General features: G+C 68.0%; 11 protein-coding genes and 1 pseudogene. 6 read left to right on the top strand and 6 right to left on the bottom strand.

Annotated features, from left to right (window positions below; translation table 11 throughout):
• Positions 1-176: 176 nt before the first annotated feature.
• The gene (locus tag QMK30_RS04970; protein ID WP_283516104.1) at positions 177-569 is read left to right on the top strand and encodes a DUF418 domain-containing protein; all 393 of its coding nucleotides are present in this window, start codon (positions 177-179) and stop codon (positions 567-569) included.
• A gap of 9 nt (positions 570-578) precedes the next feature.
• Positions 579-1184 (top strand): SACE_7040 family transcriptional regulator, encoded by a 606-nt coding sequence (locus QMK30_RS04965; protein WP_283515920.1) that lies wholly within the window; start codon positions 579-581, stop codon positions 1182-1184.
• A gap of 13 nt (positions 1185-1197) precedes the next feature.
• Here QMK30_RS04965 and QMK30_RS04960 read toward each other — a convergent pair whose 3' ends face one another.
• Both QMK30_RS04960 and QMK30_RS04955 read right to left on the bottom strand, forming a co-directional pair.
• Complete coding sequence (locus QMK30_RS04960) at positions 1198-2160, bottom strand: hypothetical protein (RefSeq protein WP_283515919.1); 963 nt, start codon at positions 2158-2160, stop codon at positions 1198-1200.
• 68 nt (positions 2161-2228) lie between these two features.
• A complete protein-coding gene (locus tag QMK30_RS04955; protein ID WP_283515918.1) occupies positions 2229-2882 on the bottom strand; it encodes a hypothetical protein in 654 nt (217 codons plus the stop codon).
• Between the two features lie 362 nt (positions 2883-3244).
• On the opposite strand from QMK30_RS04955, the gene QMK30_RS04950 reads away from it, so the two are divergent.
• The 3 genes from QMK30_RS04950 (at position 3245) to QMK30_RS04940 (ending at position 9733) form a co-directional block, all read left to right on the top strand.
• Positions 3245-7903 carry a DUF6531 domain-containing protein gene (locus QMK30_RS04950; RefSeq protein WP_502963073.1) on the top strand — a complete coding sequence of 1553 codons (4659 nt, stop codon included), beginning with the start codon at positions 3245-3247 and terminating at the stop codon, positions 7901-7903.
• A gap of 27 nt (positions 7904-7930) precedes the next feature.
• Positions 7931-8476, top strand: a complete 546-nt coding sequence (locus QMK30_RS04945) for an SMI1/KNR4 family protein (RefSeq protein ID WP_283515916.1) — start codon at positions 7931-7933, stop codon at positions 8474-8476.
• 477 nt (positions 8477-8953) lie between these two features.
• Positions 8954-9733 (top strand): phosphatase, encoded by a 780-nt coding sequence (locus QMK30_RS04940; protein ID WP_283515915.1) that lies wholly within the window; start codon positions 8954-8956, stop codon positions 9731-9733.
• Here the strand turns inward: QMK30_RS04940 and QMK30_RS04935 are convergent.
• From QMK30_RS04935 to QMK30_RS04920, 4 genes are all read right to left on the bottom strand, one after another.
• On the bottom strand, positions 9703-10677 hold the full coding sequence (locus tag QMK30_RS04935; protein ID WP_283515914.1) for a cation diffusion facilitator family transporter: 975 nt from the start codon (positions 10675-10677) through the stop codon (positions 9703-9705). The two genes, QMK30_RS04940 and QMK30_RS04935, sit on opposite strands and share 31 nt — an antisense overlap.
• Before the next feature lie 64 nt (positions 10678-10741).
• Positions 10742-11614: an acyl-CoA thioesterase II gene (gene tesB / locus QMK30_RS04930; protein WP_283515913.1), complete on the bottom strand. Its 873-nt coding sequence runs from the start codon at positions 11612-11614 to the stop codon at positions 10742-10744.
• Between the two features lie 72 nt (positions 11615-11686).
• Complete coding sequence (locus QMK30_RS04925; RefSeq protein ID WP_283515912.1) at positions 11687-12844, bottom strand: acyl-CoA dehydrogenase family protein; 1158 nt, start codon at positions 12842-12844, stop codon at positions 11687-11689.
• 104 nt (positions 12845-12948) lie between these two features.
• Entirely contained in the window at positions 12949-14604 is a 1656-nt protein-coding gene (locus tag QMK30_RS04920; RefSeq protein ID WP_283515911.1) for a PucR family transcriptional regulator, read from the bottom strand.
• A gap of 216 nt (positions 14605-14820) precedes the next feature.
• Between QMK30_RS04920 and QMK30_RS04915 the strand changes: the two are divergent.
• A pseudogene (locus QMK30_RS04915) lies at positions 14821-15162 on the top strand (sodium:solute symporter family transporter); the annotation flags it as partial.
• Positions 15163-15298: the final 136 nt, after the last annotated feature.

Here is a 15298-nt window from a genome sequence, read left to right as displayed (position 1 = left end):
GTGTGCCCGGCCGAAGTGATGTTAGTGAGCGTTAACGCCCCTTCAGGTTAACGAGCGCTAACAGCTCTGTCCAGGGTGAATCTTCCGGCGGATTCCGCTGCGGTTGCGATGGCGGAATCGGTTGTGGATTCTGCTGCGGATTTCGTTCTCCGGGATGACCCTTGTCGTAAGGGGAGCTGTTCGCACTCGCCGTCGGCACGGTCACGGCGCCCGCCCTGACCGCCGCGTACGCGAGCGCCCTGCTGCTGTGGCTCCGCACCCCGCGCGGCGCCCGCGCGGTCGCCCTCCTGGCGCCCGCCGGCCGCATGGCCCTCATGGACTACCTCACCCAGTCGCTCGTCATGGCACCGGTCTTCACCGGCTACGGCCTCGGCCTGTACGGCAGGGTGGGCACGGCGGCGGTGCTGTGCGGGGCGCTGGTCCTGTACGCCGCACAGCCGGCCCTCAGCGCGAGGCTGATGCGGCGGCACCGGCTGGGCCCGGTGGAGTGGCTGCTGCGAGCGCTGACGGTGGCAGGTCGGCCCTGGGGGGGGTCCCAGAGGTTAACGACCGCTAACCACTCGGTCTAGAATGACCCCATGAGTACCAATGCCGCCGCCCGCGTCGCGGCCCCGACCCGCCGCGAGCAGATCCTCAGGGAGGCCGCCCGCCTCTTCGCCGAGCGCGGCTTCCACGGTGTGGGCGTCGACGAGATAGGCGCCGCGGTCGGTATCAGCGGCCCCGGTCTCTACCGCCACTTCGCGGGCAAGGACGCGATGCTCGCCGAGCTGCTCGTGGGCATCAGTGAGCGGCTGCTCGACGGCGGCAAACTGCGCGTCGCGGCGGCGGCCGTGGGCCCCGAAGCCGTCCTGGCCTCGCTCATCGACGGCCACATCGACTTCGCCCTCGACGACCGCCCGCTGATCACCCTGCACGACCGCGAGTTGGACCGCCTGCGCGAGAGCGACCGCAAGCGGGTGCGGCAGCTGCAGCGCCAGTACGTCGAGCTGTGGGTCACCGTCGTACGGGAGCTGAACCCGGCCACGCCGGAGACCGAGGCGCGCTCGGCGGTGCACGCGGTGTTCGGCCTGCTCAACTCGACCCCGCACCTGAGCTCGTACGGCAACGGCCTGCCGGGCCGCGCGACGATGGAAGCGCTGCTGCGCCGCTTGGCGCACGGGGCGTTCACTGCGGTGGGCGCGTAGCTTCGCGTGCGGCTCAGCGGTTGATGGCCTGGATTTCCTGGACGGTGATGTCCTGGGTGGTGCCGAAGGTGCCGTCGGGGAGGTTGTTCGGTCCTGGGTCTCCGGTGCCGCCCCAGGTGATCTTCCAGGTGATGGTGGCCTGGAGCTTGTACGCGCCGTCGCCGGAGGCGCGGAGGTAGGTGAGCCCGCAGGGCGGGGTCTCGTTGGCGGAGCCCTTGGCGAACGGCGTCCCGATGGACCCGTCACCGTTAATGGGGCACTCGCCGGAGGCGGGGTGAAGCACGGCGTCCTTGGTGCCGGGCTCGATCCGGAGGGAATGCGGGGTGGCTGTGGCGGTGGCTTCGAGGTTCAGGACGGGGACCGACGCGGTGACGGAGACGGGCTTGAACTCGGCTTTGTCGAGCCACGCCCAAGTGGGCAGGTTGACCTTGGTGTTGGCTGCGGGCGCGAGTGCGATCTCGGTGTCGGGTACGCGGACTTCGGCATAGGCGAGCTGGGCGAGTATTTCCGGGGTGATGGCCTCGGGAACGTCGGCGGGCGGCGGCTCGCCGGTGTCGACCCAGAAGTAGGGCTTGTTGCAGGCGAGCGCGCCGGGTTCACCGATGCGGGCCATGTTGACGTAGGAGTCCCACCAGTAACCCTTGCCGGTCTTCTCGGCGTTGAAATCCTTGTAGGGGACGCCTTCCACGTAGCGCTTTCGCTGGGTGGCCTCCCACTCGTAGCCGGTGGATTCGGCTGCCCAGATAGGCTCCACGGTCTTCTTGAGCTGATCGGGGCTGTACTTCGGGGCGTACCAGCACGCAGGCGGCGTCCAGTTACCGGCGGCGGCGACGGGACCCGCGTTGGTTCCCTTGCCGTTCTTGGAGCGGTCGTAGACAACGCCGCCAGCTTTGACCGAGAGTTCTCGGCCGTCGACATCGGCTGAGGGATTGTTTGTCGGCGTTGGGGGCGACTGGTTCAGGGGGTCGTCAGCCATCGCAAGGGATGGGGTAAGTGAAAAACTCGTGCTGGCGACGAGAGCGACTGCGGCTATTTTCTTGAGAATCAGGGCTGGCACTTCGTGTTCCCCCTTTGCATGAACATCTTCGTGGTGACCCAGATGTCCTGCCTATTTTTCCTCAATGTGGTGTTGTAAAGGACATAGCTCTTCTCTGTGACGGGAGTTTTGTCGATCTTTCCAGTCTTGATGCTCTTTCCGAATGCCTTGCTCTGGTCCTCGCAGTAAATGAGAGAGGCAGTGCTGTCCTTGTTGAGGGACACGGTGGCATCGTAGAAGCGATAAGTCCCCGTGGTCCGGATCTTTCTGTCCACGTGTGCTTGGACGTATGTCTGCGTGGTCGCTGAAATCTCTCCTTCGGAGTAGAAGGAGTAGGCCTGGTGCTGCGGGTCCTGCTCGGCGATGGCCATGTCCGTGGCCTTGATGAACTGTTCGCCGTCGTTCAGAACAGTGTCCTTGTTCTTATCGCCTGTTCTGGACCAGTCAAAGATGTACTTGATGTCCGCAGGAAGCTCGATCTTGGGACGACCGGCGGCGTCCGATGGTGTGGCGCTGGGCGAGGCCGACGTCTTGTCGCCCTGTTCCGCGCCCGCGATCTTGCCGTCGGCTTCTGGCTTCTCGTCGCCGTTGCCACAGGCCGTCAGCAAGAGTGCTGCGGTTGCGGCGAACGCGGCAGCAGCGGGCAAGGTACGGCGCTTCACAGGCAACTCCGGGTTGAGACAACGGATCAGTCAAGAGAAACGACGTTATCCATGGGGTCCGTGGTTTCGCCAGAGCGAACTGACTTGTCTTGTGGATCGATGCGGGCGAAAGCGGACAGAGCGCGTGTGGCCCAGGACACTTGGGCGCATCTGAGGGCATGGCGTGGAGATCCTGTGTCTGATCGCTCGCATTGGCTATGGGATCGGATGTGCGGCTTCGTGCACCCGCCCCTTCGGCGCGGCGATCTGATCTCCCGCTCTGAGAAGTGGGGCGCTCTTCGCGCCGCGAACCCGGACCTAGTAACTTCGCTCATACGTGCGGTTGCTGGTGGTTGTGGTTCGGGTGTGACGGGGGATGCGTGATGGCGGCGAATCGGCCGGGTGATTGGCATGTGTTGGATCTGGAGTCGGATCCGGCGCCGGGTGATCCGCTGCGGGTGAAGTCCCTGTCGCGGGAGTTGCAGGATTTTGCTGATGATGTGTCGGATGCGTTGCGGCTGGTCAAGGGGATGGCCAGTGAGGAAGCGGTCCTGAAGTGGGCGGGGAAGTCCGCGGAGGCGTTCCAGGATGAGTTCGAGGATGTTCCGAAGCATCTGAGGAAGTTGGAGAAGTCCTACGGGATGGCCGGGGACGCGTTGGCGGCGTACTGGCCGAAGCTGGAGCGGGCGCAGGCGTTGGCGGACAAGGCTCTGGTGAACGGGCGTGCGGCGCAGGCGGACTTGAAGTCGGCGACCACCCGGTTGACGGACGCCGATTCGTGGGTGGGGCGGGCGACGAAGGAGTCCGAGGACTTCCAGAAGGACAAGGAGAAGAAGGGCACGCCGAAGCCTGATGAGGACAAGGTGCGGGCGGCCACCCGTAACGCGCAGTCCGCGAAGAGCGCCCAGGGTGCGGCGAAGTCGGATGTGTCGTCGGCGAACAGTGCGTTGGACGCGGCGAAGAAGATGGCCGCCGATGCCCGCAAGATGCGTGAGGACGCCGCCAAGGAGACGAAGGACAAGCTCGACGAGGCTTCCGACGCGGGGATTCAGAACCGGAAGTGGTGGGAGGAGGTCGGGGACTGGGTCACCGACAACTGGGACACCATCGTCGCCGTCTGCAAGGTCGTCGTCGCGGTCCTGGGCATCGTCGCGATGATCATCGGCGGGCCGATCGCGCTGATCGTCCTCGCCGCGGCTCTCGTGGTCCTCGCGGACACACTCAACAAGTACCGCAAGGGCGAAGCATCCCTGTGGGATGTGGCGTTCGCCGCGCTGGACTGCATCCCGGGGATGAAGGGGCTGACCACCCTCGGCGGACTCGCCAAGGGCCTCAAGGGCGGTCTCGCGGTGGCGCGCGGCGGCATGAAGGCCATGGGCAAGTCCGTGCTCGGTCTGACCAAGTCCGCGCGCGGGTCGATCGCCGACGGCGCGAGGGGCGCGTACAACCGGTTCAAGACCAAGATCAAGGGCTGCGGCGACCCCGTTGACGCGGCAACGGGGCAGATGTTCCTCGCCCAGACCGATATCACTCTGCCCGGAACCCTCCCGCTGACCTTCAGCCGACGTGCCGCCTCCGATTACCGCACCGGCTTTTGGTTCGGCCCCAGTTGGTCATCGACCATCGACCAACGCCTCGAAATCGATGAAGAAGGCGTCGTCTTCGTCACCGAAGACGGCATGCTGCTTGCGTATCCTCACCCCGAGTCGCCCGATGCCCGAGTTCTGCCTGAGGCTGGGCCCTGCTGGGCGCTGTCCTACCTGGACGACGGCGGATACCGGATCGACGACCCCCTCACCGGACACAGCCGCCGGTTCGCTCCGCCCGCCGGCGGACTGGCGCTCCTCGAGCGAATATCTGACCGCAACGGCAACACGGTCGACTTCGACTACGATCCCGAGGGCACCCCGCTCGGTATCCGCCACAGCGGCGGATACCACCTCAAGATCACTGTAAACGACGGTCGACTGACCCATCTCAAGCTCGCGAGGGGCTCCGAAGACGGCTCCGACGCCACCATTAAGCAGTACGGCTACACCGACGGTAACCTCACCGCCGTCACCAATTCATCCGGTCTGCCACTCCGGTTGATCTACGACGAAAACCTGCGCATCACGTCCTGGCAAGACACCAACCACAGTCGCTACGACTACAGCTATGACGACCAGGACCGCTGCATCGCCCAGGGCGGCGAGGCCGGGCATATGGCGAACACCTTCACCTACGACAGCGCCCATCCGGCTTGGCCCGACTGTCGCGTCACCGAGGTCACCAGCGCCGCAGGCGCCACGTTCCGTTACGTCATCAACGATGTCTGTCTGATCATTGCCGAGATCGACCCGGTGGGCGACACCGTCATCACGAACTACGACGCCCACCAGCACGTGATCGCCTCAACGGACCAGCTCGGGCACACGACGAGGCTCGAAAGCAACGATCTGGGCATGCCCCTGAAGGCGACCCGGCCCGATGGCGGCACCACCCGCTTCACCTACAACAACCTCAACCTCGCCACGACGGTGGAGCTACCCGACGGCACTTCGTGGCAGTACGCCTACGACGAGGTGGGCAACTGCACCGCCCTGACCGACCCCAGCGGGGAGACGACGCGCTACACCATCGGCGCCTGCGGCACGGTCCAGGCCGTCACCGACCCGCTCGGTGGGCGTGTAGAGGCCGTCTGCAACGAGGCCGGACTGCCCGTAACCGTCACCGTCGCCTCGGGCGCTGTGAGCCACCACGAGTACGACGCTTTCGGGCGCGTCGTGGCGACCGCCGGCCCTGGGGGCGGGTTGACCCGCCTGACATGGTCGGTCGAGGGCCAGCTCTTGTCGCGCACAGGTCCCGATGGCGCGAGGGAAACGTGGGCATTCGACGGCGAGGGCAACTGCGTCCTGCACACCGATCCGCTCGGCGGGACGCTCCGCTCCGACTACAGCCACTTCGATCTGCTGACGGCCCAGACCGGCCCGGACGGGACACGCCATACCTTCGCCTACGACGCCGAGCTACGGCTGACAGCCGTCACCAACCCGCAGGGCCTGACGTGGGCCTACCGCTTTGACCCCGCCGGGCAGCTCGTCGAGGAGACCGACTTCGACGACCACACCAGGGCCTACGAGTACGACGCCAACGGACGGCTCACCCGGAACACCAACTCCGCCGGGCAGATCATCACCTACCGCTACGACTCGATCGGTCAGATGGTCGAGAAGACCATCGACAGCCAGGTCACCGCCTTCGAGAACGACCTGTGTGGCCGCCTGCTGAGAGCCATCAGCCCTGACTGCTCCCTGGAGTTCCAGTATGACGCCGTCGGCCGCGTCGTTGCCCAGTTGATCGACGGCCACACGCTTGCCACCTCCTGCGACGCTGCGGGGCGCCGCACCGGCCGTACCACGCCCGCCGGCGTCACGACGGCCTACTCCTACGACAGCGTCGGCAGCTACGAAGACCTCACCGTGGCGGGCCGCGTCTTCTCCCTCCAGCATGACGCGGCAGGCCGCGAGATCCAGCGAAGTCTGGGCGATCGCTTCTCCCTCGCGTTCGCCTGGGACGGGCAGGGCCATGTCGCCGGCCAGACCCTCACCGTGGCCGGCCGTACCCGACCGCAGATCCAGCGGACATTCACGCACCGCGAGGACGGCCATCTGACCGCGACCAGCGACCAGGACACCGGCCGGCGCACCTTCACCCTCGACCAGGCCGGGCGCGTCACCAGAGTCAACGCGGCGAACTGGACCGAGACCTACGCCTACGACGACGCGGGCAACCAGACCCACGCGTCATGGCCGGATCAGCACCCCGGAGACCAGTCCCAAGGCCCGCGCGCCTACCGGGGCACCCACCTGACGAGCGCCGGAAATACCCACTTTGAATACGACGCAGCAGGGCGCACCATCCTGCGGCGCAAGCGGCGCCTGTCGCGCAAGCCAGACATCTGGCGCTACACGTGGGATGCCGAGGACCGCCTCACCTCCGCCACCACCCCGGACGGCACCCAGTGGCGCTATGTGTACGACCCACTCGGGCGCCGCATCGCCAAACAGCGGCTCGCCGCCGACGGAAGCATCGCCGAGCAGACCCGCTTCACCTGGGACGGCAGCACCCTCACCGAACAGACAACCCAGGTCACCGAATCGCCCGAACTGATCACCCTCACCTGGGACCACGACGGGCTCGCGCCGCTTTCCCAGACGGAGACGAAGTCCCTGGTCCAGGCGCCACAACAGGTCATCGACCAGCGGTTCTTCGCCATCGTCAGCGACCAGATCGGCACTCCCACCGAGCTCGTCGACGAAGACGGCACCATCGCCTGGCGCGCCCGAAGCACCCTCTGGGGCGCCACCGCGTGGAACCATGACGCCACCGCCTACACCCCTCTGCGCTTCCCGGGCCAGTACTACGACCCGGAAACAGGCCTGCATCACAACTACTTCCGCCACTACGACCCGGAGACGGGCCGCTACCTCACGCTGGACCCGCTGGGAATCGACCCGGCGCCGAACCCCGCCGCCTACGTCGACAACCCGCACACTCAGGCGGACCCGCTGGGGCTCTCACCCTGCGACGAGGCCGACGTCACCTGGGGTGGCCGCGTTCAGTACGGCGCTCCCGGCCCGGGCGGACGTGCCACCGGCATGAGCGCCCGGATCGAAGCAGACATGACGGGAGGGGTAACGAGACCCCCCAAGATGATCCCCGGATACCAGAAGTACAAGGAACTCCACAAAACCCACCTGCTGGGTGCCCAGATCGGCGGCTCCAACAAGGACCTACGTAACTTCGTCACCATGCACCGAAATGCCAACACGCCGGTCATGAAGCATATCGAAGACCAGATCAGAAGGGCGGTCGACAGGACTGGTGAGACCATCGACTACAAAGTCACACCCATCTACCGGACCAACGACCCGAGCGATGTCGTCCCCCTCGCGCTCACGCTGGAGGCCAGAGGAAACAAGGGCTTCTCCTTCACCCCCTACGAAGGCGGCGAGAGCGTCAACACCCTCACTATCCTGAACGTCCCCAAGCCCGCGTAACACCACAGAGAAAGGACGCCAATCCAGATGCACCCCGCCGTTGAACGCCTTACCGTGCTCGTTCCTCCTACCAGCCCCCGCCGCTCACGGGACTGGGCCGCCGTAGAGCAGCAGCTCGGCACCGCCCTGCCGCAGGACTACAAGGAACTCGTCGAGACCTACGGAGGCGGAGTCTTCGACGAGACCATCTGGCTCCTCGACCCCGAATGCCCTGACCAGGGCTACAACCTCCTCGACCAGGCCAGGGAATGCGCGAAGATCCTGGCCAACTTGTGGGAAAATGAGCCCAAACCCCCGCAACTGCTGGGAGGCGACGGGGCCGAGGTGCTGCCCTGGGCCTATATCGAGGGCAGCGGCGCCATGCTGTACTGGCTCCGCCGGCCGGGGCAGAAGCCGGAGGAGTGGACCACTCTGTTCAACGAGGGCCGAGGCCCGGAATGGGAATACCACCCCCACCCCTGCGCACACTTCCTCCTCTCCGTTCTCACCGGGGAAGCCGACACGATTTACTTCGACGAATTTCCCCCTGATGAGCATGAGTTCGACTCCAACGACGACATTCTCGCGTCGTGAACACCGCTATGACCGGTACTGAGCTCTTCCGATCTATCCCATGGCGAGTAAAGATGGCTGCTGACCCGATGTAGCGGACAGTCCCAATGTCCGCTACATCGCCGTGATCAACCCGGGACGTGTGTCCCGACGGAGATGTGCGAGATCAGCTTCTTCGCGGCGTCCGCGCGCACCCTCATCAGCACCAGGACTACGGCTTTCTCCTCCTCCATCGGGCGACAGTGAGCGCGATCGCGTCAACGACGATGGCCGGCCCGGAGATGAACGCGTGTACGTCCTCAGCGGGGAGAGTGACACCCATCGGTGCCATGGCCTCGGCCGCTTCCCTTGGTTCGCCCGCCTCACGAGCAGCGCGCGCCTCGGGGGTGGTGGCGAACGGCTCGTGTGGCCACAGGCCCGGTGACCCGGGCGATTCCCCGCCCGTCCACCTCCCAAGACAGCAGGCATGCTCCGCGTACCGCGCGGCACAATGGGCTCATGCCGATACCCAGCCGCGTCGACCTTGTCGACCATCTTGTCCGTACCCGGATCGCCGGAGATGTCGCAACCCCGCGCGACAACAACCTCTCCCACTACCGCAAGCTCGCCAACGGCGACCGTCACTACTGGCTCGGGCTGGAACTCGGTGACCGGTGGACGGACGAGCAGGACGTTCTTGCCGTGATGGCCGAGCGCTGCGGGGTCAGTGACGATCCCGGGCACCGTGCCGGGCAGGACACCATTGATCCCGAGCTGACCGTCGACGGCCTGGAGCGGATGGCGGCCAGGTTGCGCAAGGCCGCGGCGGGCAAGGAGCGGGTGCTGTTCGCGACCGGGCATCCCGGTGGGCTACTCGACGTGCACCGGCAGACCGCCGAGGCCTTGCGTGCCGCCGGCTGCGAGATCGTGCAGATCCCGGGTGGGCTCACCGCGGACGAGGGCATGGTGTTCCAGTTCGCCAATGTCGCGGTGCTGGAGCGCGGCGCGACGTTGTGGCACACCCATTCGCCGGAGCCGATGCGGGCCATTCTCGACGGGATGGAGCACGAGGGTCGTGCGCTGCCCGACCTCGTCGTCGCCGACCACGGATGGGCGGGCTGCGCGGGGCAGCGTGGGCTGGATGCCATGGGGTACGCCGATTCCAACGACCCGGCGCTCTTCCTCGCCGAGTCGGAGGGGACGCTGCAGGTCACCATTCCGCTCGACGACCATGTCACCGACCCGCGCTACTACGACCCGATGACGGCCTACCTGCTGGACGCGGCCGGTCTGCTCTGACCGGCGCCCGGCGTCGGGTCCAGATAGACGCGGCGGATCGCGGGGAAGCGTTCGCGCAGCTGCTGCTCCGCCTCCTCGCAGGCCCACTCGATCTGCTCGGCGCTCGACACGTCCCGGAAGTCGATCTTCGCGGCGATCAGTACCTCGTGCGGACCCTGGACGAGTGTCGTCAGCTCCAGTACGCCGATGATGTGCGGCACGGACAGGAGCTCCGACCGTACGATCTCGCGCATCTCCCTCGGCAGCGCGCGGCCGATCAGCAACTGGGCGTTGCTGCGGCCGAGGACCCAGGCGACGTATACGAGCAGCAGGCCGATCAGGATCGATGCGAGGCCGTCCCACACGCCCGAGCCGGTGAGTTGGCCGCCGAGCAGGCCGCCCGCAGCGAGCAGCAGCCCCACCAGCGCCGCCGAGTCCTCCATCACGACGGCCTTGACCGCCGTGTCGGGGGTGAAGCGCAGGTAGTGGCCGACCGGGGTGCCGAAGCGGGCCGCCTCGCCGCGGACCTGCTTGACGCCCGTGCGCAGCGAATAGCCCTCCAGGAGGAAGGCGACCGCGAGCACGATGTACGAGATGAGCGGGTCGCCAAGCTCCTCGCCGTGGACGAGGGTGTGGACGCCGTCGTAGATGGCGAAGACCGCGCCGCCGACGAACGTGGCGACGGAGGCGAGCATCGCCCAGATGTAGCGCTCCGGGCCGTAGCCGAGCGGATGGTCCTCGTCGGCGGGTTTCTCGCTGCGCTTGAGCGCGGTGAGCAGCATCAGCTCGGTGACGGTGTCGGCGACCGAGTGGGCCGCCTCGGAGAGCATCGCGCTGGAGCCGCTGACGACACCGGCGACCGCCTTCGCGATGGCGATACCGAGGTTCGCGACCGCCGCGACGATCACGGTGGTGGTGCTTTCACCCTGAGGGACGGGTGGGCCCTGCTCGCCCGGTTCGGTCATGTCTTGGACCGTATGTCCGATCAGGGACAGACGCGAACCATGTCGCCCTGGGCCCCGTCCCGGACTAGCGCGGTACGCGCACCACACCTTCCTGGATGACGGTGACCGCCAGCTGCCCGTCCCGCGTGTAGATCCGGGCCTGGCCGAGCCCCCTCCCGCCCGACGCCGACGGCGACTCCTGGTCGTACAGCAGCCATTCGTCCGCCCGGAAGGGCCGGTGGAACCACATCGCGTGGTCGAGCGAGGCACCGACGACATCACCGGTCGCCCAGCCGCCGCGGCCGTGTGCGAGCAGCACCGAGTCGAGCAGGGTCATGTCGGAGACGTACGTGGCCAGGCAGAGGTGGAGCAGCGGGTCGTCGGCCAGTTTGCCGTTCGTACGGAACCACACCTGCGAGCGCGGTTCGCGCGGCTGCCCGACGCTGCCCCACGGCGGTGCGTCGACGTACCGCAGGTCCACGGCCGCGCGGGCCTCGATCAGGCGGTCCACGACCCCCGGGTCACGGAAGGCGTCCGCGTAGCGCGGCAGCATCTCGGCGGCGGTGGGCAGCGTCTCGGGGTCCGGTGCGGGCGGCATGTCCGCCTGGTGCTCCAGGCCCTCCTCGTACGTCTGGAAGGACGCGGAGAGGTGGAAGATCGGCTGCCCGTGCTGGACGGCGACGACGCGGCGCGTGGTGAAGGAGCGGCCGTCCCGGATGCGGTCGACCGTATAGACGATCGGTGCTCCAGGATCGCCCGCGCGCAGGAAGTACGCGTGCAGGGAGTGCGCCGTGCGGTCCTGGGGGACGGTGCGGCCGGCCGCGACCAGGGCCTGGGCCGCGACCTGGCCGCCGAAGACGCGGGGCACGATGGCCGAGCGGCTCACGCCCCGGAAGATGTCCTCCTCGATCTGCTCAAGGTCGAGCAGATCGAGGAGGGAGTGAAGTGCCGGATTCATGAAGGCAGTTCTACAGCTCTACAGGTGGAAGACGGTTCTGCGGGTCGGAGGAAGGGCTGCTGATCTACCGGTCTACAGGCCCATGTCCTTGGCAATGATCATCTTCATGACCTCGCTGGTGCCGCCGTAGATGCGGTTGACCCGGTTGTCCGCGTACAGGCGGGCGATCGGGTACTCGTTCATGAAGCCGTAGCCGCCGTGCAGCTGAAGGCACTTGTCGATCACGCGGTGCGCGACCTCGGTGCAGAACAGCTTCGCGGACGCGGCCTCGGCCGCCGTCAACTCACCGGCGTCGATGGCCTCGACCGCGCGGTCGACGACCGCCTCGGCGGCGTCCACCTCGGCCTTGCAGGCGGCCAGTTCGAACTTCGTGTTCTGGAACGCGGCGACCGGCTTGCCGAAGACGGTGCGCTCCTGCACGTACTGCTGGGCGAACCGGATCGCGGCCTTGGCCTGCGCGTACGCGCCGACGGCGATGCCCAGGCGCTCCTGCGGCAGGTTCTGGCCGAGGTAGTAGAAGCCCTTGTTCTCCTCGCCGAGCAGGTCGTCGACCGGGACCTTGACGTCGGAGAAGGACAGCTCGGCGGTGTCGGAGACCTTCAGGCCCAGCTTGTCGAGCTTGCGGCCGACCGCGTAGCCCTCGGCCTTGGTGTCCACCACGAACAGCGAGATGCCGTGGCGGCGGTCCTCGGCGGTGGGCGCGGCGGTGCGGGCGCAGACGATCACGCGGTCGGCGTGGACGCCACCGGTGATGAAGGTCTTGGCGCCGTTGAGGACGTAGTGCGTGCCGTCCTCGGAGAGCTTGGCGGTGGTCTTCATGCCGGCCAGGTCGGAGCCGGTGCCGGGCTCGGTCATGGCGATGGCGTACATCGAGGCGCCGGAGACGAAGTCGGGAAGCCAGCGCTTCTTCTGCTCGTCGGTCGCGTACGCCTTGAGGTACGGGAGGCAGAGCAGTACGTGCACGCCGGAGCCACCGAAGCTGACGCCCGCGCGGGCGGTCTCCTCGGCCATGACGGCCTCGAACTTGAAGGTCTCCAGGCCCGCGCCACCGAACTCCTCCGGCACCTCGATGCCGAAGACGCCAAGCTCACCGAGCTTGTAGTAGAAGTCGCGGGGCGCCTGGCCCGCCGCGAACCACTCGTCGTAGACCGGAACGACCTCGGCCTCGATGAAGGCCCGGATGGTGTCCCGGAACGCCTCGTGGTCCTCGTTGTACACAGTACGGCGCACGGGACGCCCTCCCTTTGGCTTCGGTCGACGCGGCTAAGCGCTTGCTCAGCTTAAGTTACCCATGGGTCACAGAGGCTGTCCAGATCAAAGCCGTACGCCGTGCGTCACACCTTGCCCGGCTCTTCCAGCCAGCGCAGCGCGAACCAGAGGTCCATGCGTACGTCCGCGTCGTCCAGATCGGCGCCGAGCAGGGCCGCGCAGCGGGCGATGCGCTGGCGGACCGTATTGCGGTGGACGTTCAGTGCGACGGCCGTACGGTCCCAGCTGCCGTGCAGCGAGAGCCAGGTGCGCAGGGTCCCGGTCAGCGCGGGGGACGCGGAGATCGGGGCGAGCCGCACGCGCGCGTGGGCGCGGGCCTCGTCGGGCGCGACCAGTGAGGTGAGCCCGGTGCCCGCCTCCCCGCGGTCGCGCACCAGGTCGAGGTGGGTCGCCGCGGCCCGGCGTGCGGCCTGGGCCGCGCGGGTGGCGGCGGCGGGCAGGTTATGCGGCGGTACGGGTGGGCCGACGCCCAGGGTCCAGCCGGGCTGCGGGGCGATGTCGCGGTCCCCGGTGAGCAGGATCTGTACGGCGCCGTTCGCGTCCGGGGCGAACAGGGCGCTGCCGAGCGCGGCGCCCAGGGCGGCGGCGGACAGGTGGTCGTGGCTGCCTCCGTCGGTGGGGCGGGCGTGCACCACGGTCCAGTCACCCGCGCCGAGCAGCGGAGCCACGTCGGTGGGGTCCGCCCCGAGCAGCAGTCGCACCAGCGCGGTGGTCCGGCCGGCCTCGGCGGCGCCCTGGTGTGGCGTGGTCAGCAGCGAAAGCAGGACTGCGGCGACCCCGGCGATGGTGTGGTCCCCGCCTTCACGCCGGTCGGCAGCCACACCGAGGACGAGATCCTGGCCGCCGGCGAGGGCGTACGCGGCGAGGTGGGTGTCCCCGACGGCGTCCGTGGCGGAGGAGGGCGCGGGCCGCTGCGGCAGGGCGCCCTCGCCCCCGCCCGCGCCCCCGGATCGCGCGCCGCCCCCGCCACTCGCGCCCCCGCCTCCCGCGCTACCGCCCCCAGTGGCCCCGCCCCCCACCGCACCCCGCAGCGAGGGGTTGACCACATGCGCCAGTCGATTCAGGGCCCCGCGCACTTCCGGCGTCGGGGTGCCGCCCGCCGAGGCGATCTCCGTGCCGTCCGGGCCGAGCAGTACCGTCCAGCCGCTGCCGCTGCCGCTGCCGCTGCCGCTGCTGCCGAGCCGGGTCGCCAGCTGGTGCAGCACCGCCGGGACCGGGTCGGGCCTGGCCGCCGCCGTGGCCAGGCCCTGCTGGGCCTGCGACACCCGGCGCAGCTCGTGGTGGCGGGCCTGGGCCATCAGGCGCCACACCGCGCGGGCGACCGCCGTGAACGGCGTCTGCGGCGGGACCTCGACGAGCGGAAGACCGTACCGCTCGCACGCCTCGGCCAGCGCGTCGGGCACCGTGTCGTACACCGGCGCCACGCCAAAGCCGAGCGCCGCCGCGCCCGCCGCCACGACGCGGGACACGTAGTGGTCCGCGTCGCCGAGCAGGACGCCCGCCGTCAGCAGCAGCTCGCCGCCCAGCAGATAGGGATACGGATCGGCCATCTCGGAGGTGTGCACCCAGTGGATCGCCGTGTCCGCGTGGATCGCCGTGTCCGCGCCGGTGGAGGTGGTCACCGGTCCTGCCACCAGGCGCAGCCCCAGTTCCTCGCGGGCGAGCAGCGCCGCGAGGGTGATGGGCGGGGTGGGCGGGGTCGGCGGGGTCTGATCCGGCATGGTGGATGGTCCATCCATATGAGGTGCTGAGAGTGGATGAAACGTACACTTCAGCGTCGCTTCTCGGTCACCTAGGGTCAAACCGCACGGAGAATGGGCCGTGGCCCCTGCCCCCCACACATCCCCAGCAGCCGCCGCGCTCCGTACTCCCCGTACTCCCCGTACTCCCCGCACTCTCACCCCGGTCCCCGAAGTGCACGAAGCGGAGGAAAGCCCATGGCTGTCGACTATGCGGTGATCGTCGTCTATCTCGCAGGCATGCTCGTGATGGGCTGGTGGGGCATGCGCCGCGCCAAGTCCAGGAGCGAGTTCCTGGCCGCGGGCCGCCGCCTCGGCCCCACCATGTACTCCGGGACGATGGCCGCCATCGTCCTCGGCGGCGCCTCCACCATCGGTGGCGTCGGCCTCGGCTACAAGCACGGCCTCTCCGGCGCCTGGATGGTCTTCGTCATCGGCCTCGGGCTGCTCGCGCTCTCCGTGTTCTTCTCGGCGCGCATCGCCCGCCTGAAGGTCCACACCGTCTCCGAGATGCTCGACCTGCGCTACGGCGGGAAGGCGCTGGCCTCGGTGACCGTCGGCGGAATCGCGGTCGTCGGCCTGATGTCGGTCTACGGCATCCTCACCAACGAGCCCATCCACTACGGGCTGCTGCTGTCGCTCGCGACGTACGTCGTCGTCAGCCTGGCCACTCCGC

This window comes from Streptomyces sp. H27-C3 (genome assembly GCF_030063415.1).
In the GTDB taxonomy this organism is placed as follows: Bacteria; Actinomycetota; Actinomycetes; order Streptomycetales; family Streptomycetaceae; genus Streptomyces.
The sequence above is the reverse complement of the archived record's forward strand: the minus strand, read 5'-3'. Positions and strand labels throughout refer to the sequence as shown.